Origin of the sequence: Phenylobacterium sp., assembly GCF_036264965.1 — a bacterium.
Classification (GTDB): Bacteria; Pseudomonadota; Alphaproteobacteria; order Caulobacterales; family Caulobacteraceae; genus Phenylobacterium.
The window spans coordinates 1-2583 of record NZ_DATAPY010000159.1; the positions used below are offsets into that span (position 1 = coordinate 1).

4 protein-coding genes are annotated in these 2583 nt (G+C 68.1%); 2 read left to right on the forward strand and 2 right to left on the reverse strand.

The window, feature by feature from the left end:
• Positions 1-38 precede the first annotated feature (38 nt).
• On the reverse strand, positions 39-1103 hold the full coding sequence (prfA, locus tag VHS75_RS21100; RefSeq protein ID WP_329640595.1) for a peptide chain release factor 1: 1065 nt from the start codon (positions 1101-1103) through the stop codon (positions 39-41).
• A gap of 104 nt (positions 1104-1207) precedes the next feature.
• On the opposite strand from prfA, the gene VHS75_RS21105 reads away from it, so the two are divergent.
• Both VHS75_RS21105 and VHS75_RS21110 read left to right on the forward strand, forming a co-directional pair.
• Positions 1208-1786 (forward strand): pyridoxamine 5'-phosphate oxidase family protein, encoded by a 579-nt coding sequence (locus VHS75_RS21105; RefSeq protein ID WP_329640596.1) that lies wholly within the window; start codon positions 1208-1210, stop codon positions 1784-1786.
• 60 nt (positions 1787-1846) lie between these two features.
• Positions 1847-2023, forward strand: a complete 177-nt coding sequence (locus VHS75_RS21110) for a hypothetical protein (RefSeq protein WP_329640597.1) — start codon at positions 1847-1849, stop codon at positions 2021-2023.
• 66 nt (positions 2024-2089) lie between these two features.
• On the opposite strand, the gene VHS75_RS21115 is transcribed toward VHS75_RS21110, so the two are convergent.
• Positions 2090-2383, reverse strand: coding sequence for a hypothetical protein (locus VHS75_RS21115; protein ID WP_329640598.1), 294 nt, complete (start codon positions 2381-2383; stop codon positions 2090-2092).
• Positions 2384-2583: the final 200 nt, after the last annotated feature.

Here is a 2583-nt window from a genome sequence, read left to right on the forward strand (position 1 = left end):
TTGCTCATTTCACCCCCAGGTCCATGTGAATTTCGGGCTCATTCCAGTTCCGCCAGCTTCTCGGCCTGGTCGGCCGCGATCAGGGCCTCGATGACCTCGTCGAGCGCGGTGCCGGCGATCACCTCGGTGATCTTGTAGAGGGTCAGGTTGATGCGGTGGTCGGTGACCCGGCCTTGCGGGAAATTGTAGGTGCGGATGCGCTCGGAGCGGTCACCGGAGCCCACCTGGGACTTCCGCGCGTCGGAGCGGGCGGTGTCGAGGGCCTCGCGCTGCTGGTCGTAGAGCTTGACCTTTAGGGCCTTCATGGCCCGCGCGCGGTTCTGGTGCTGCGACTTTTCCGAGGAGGTCACCACGATCCCGGTGGGCAGGTGGGTGATGCGCACCGCGCTGTCGGTCTTGTTGACGTGCTGGCCGCCGGCGCCGGAGGAGCGGTAGGTGTCGATGCGGATGTCGCCGTCCTTGATGTCGATCTCGACCTCTTCCGGCTCCGGCAGGACCGCGACAGTGGCGGCGGAGGTGTGGATGCGCCCTTGCGCCTCCGTGGCCGGCACGCGCTGCACGCGGTGGACGCCGCTCTCGAACTTCAGCCGGCCGAACACTCCGTCGCCGGTGACCGCGGCGATGATCTCCTTGTAGCCGCCGGCGTCGCCTTCGGAGACGCTATCGATCTCCACGCGCCAGCCGTGCTCGGCGGCGTAGCGCTGGTACATGCGGAAGAGGTCGCCGGCGAAGAGGGCAGCCTCGTCGCCGCCCGTGCCGGCGCGCACTTCCAGGATGGCGGAGGCGTTCTCGTCCCTGTCCTTGGGCGCCAGCAGCAGGGCCACCTCGCGTTCGAGGCGCGGCAGGCGGTCCTTGAGGGCGTCCAGTTCGTCGCGGGCCATGGCGGCCATTTCGGGGTCGCCGGCGGACGCCATTTCCTCCAGCTCCGGCGCCTCATCGCGGGCCCGCTGCAGGGTCTGGACCGCGTCGACCACCGGCTTCAGCTCGGCGTGCTCCTTGCCCAGGCGCACGATCTCCTGGCCGTCGGTGGCCGCGCCCATGCGCGCCTCGATCTCGCGGAAGCGGTCGAGCACCTGGTCGAGTCTGGCCTGGGGAAGTCGCAAATCAGTAGACGCCTGAAACGAAGGGGAGCTTCCTCTAGCCTTCCCCCGGTTGCTTGCCAAATGGGCCGCTTGCCAAACGGGCCGGGGCGGATGGGAGGGCTCCCATGTACCACGACGGCAATCGGGCGCTGCAAGACGCCTTCGGCAGCCGCGCCCTGGCCGACCGGCTGGAGGAAAAGCTGCGGCGCGACCGCTTCACCGAGGACGACGCGACCTTCATTAGCTCGCTCGGCTTTTTCTTCCTGGCGACGGCGGACGCGCAGGGGCGGCCGGACTGCTCCTTCAAGGGCGGGGCGCCGGGCTTTGCGCGGGTGGCCGCGCCGGACCTCTTGGTATTCCCTGACTACGACGGCAACGGGATGTTCAAAAGCCTGGGGAACCTGGGCGTGAACCCACACGTCGGCATCCTGTTCGTCGCCTTCGGGGAAGCGCCCAAACGGCTGCGGGTGAACGGGACGGCTGAGGTCGTGGGCGATGATCCGATGATGGGCGAAGTTCCCGGCGCGCAACTGCTGGTGAAGGTGACGCCCACCGACATCTTCCCCAACTGTCCGCGCTATGTGCCGAACCTGTCGCTGGTCGAGGCGTCGGCCTATTTGCCCGACCCCGAGGCGCCGCCGCTGGAGCCCAAGTGGAAGAGCTTCGAGCTGTTCGCCGACGTGGTCCCGCCCCGGCGGCGATAGCTCCGCCGAAGGAACGCTCCGGTCCGGGCGCCGTTAGGTTCGGGCAATCGGAGACCGCAGATGAGCGAACCAGGGATCACAGGGCTGACCGGGCGAAGGGTGCTGATGGCGCTTATCGCCCTCGCCGCCCTGGGCGCGGCGGCGATCGTCGCGGTGACCCTGCGCCACGACCAGCCCATGAAGACCAATGCCGTCGACAGCGCCTCGTCCGACCTGGCGGCCAGCGCGGCGCACTAAGGCCCGAACACAGAAAAGGCCTCCGCCCGTCGCCGGGGGAGGCCTTCCGCACGTCCGAAGACGTGTTTAGGCGCGGACGCCGCTCAGCGGAGCGTTGCCGAAGGCGCCCAGCTTGACGTTGCCGGTCATGGCGTCGCCGGCCACCGTGGCGGTGAACTCCAGCGTCATCGGCATCGGCTGGGTGATGTTGGCGCTCCAGGTCAGGGTGTCGCCGTCGACCTTGCCGCTGACTTCCGAGTCGCCCATGCGGCCCGAGGTCTTGCCGGTGAAGGTGTCGCCGCTGGTCTTGATCTCGGCGTTCACTTCCTGCGCGCCCATGGGCGTGTTGATGGTGATCTTCCAGTTGCCGTCCGCGGACATCTCGTCCCTCCCGGGGGTTTGGGGGGCTCACCTAACCGCAATCGCCGAAGCTGCACAAGAGTGACGCTGGCGTCACTTTTATGGCTCTACTCCGCGGCTTCGAGCGCAGGCTTGGGGGCGGCCGCGGCGAGCTCGGCGGCCTTGGCTTCAACCAGCTCGACGATGTGGTCGACCATCCGCTCGTTGTCCATCTTGTGGTC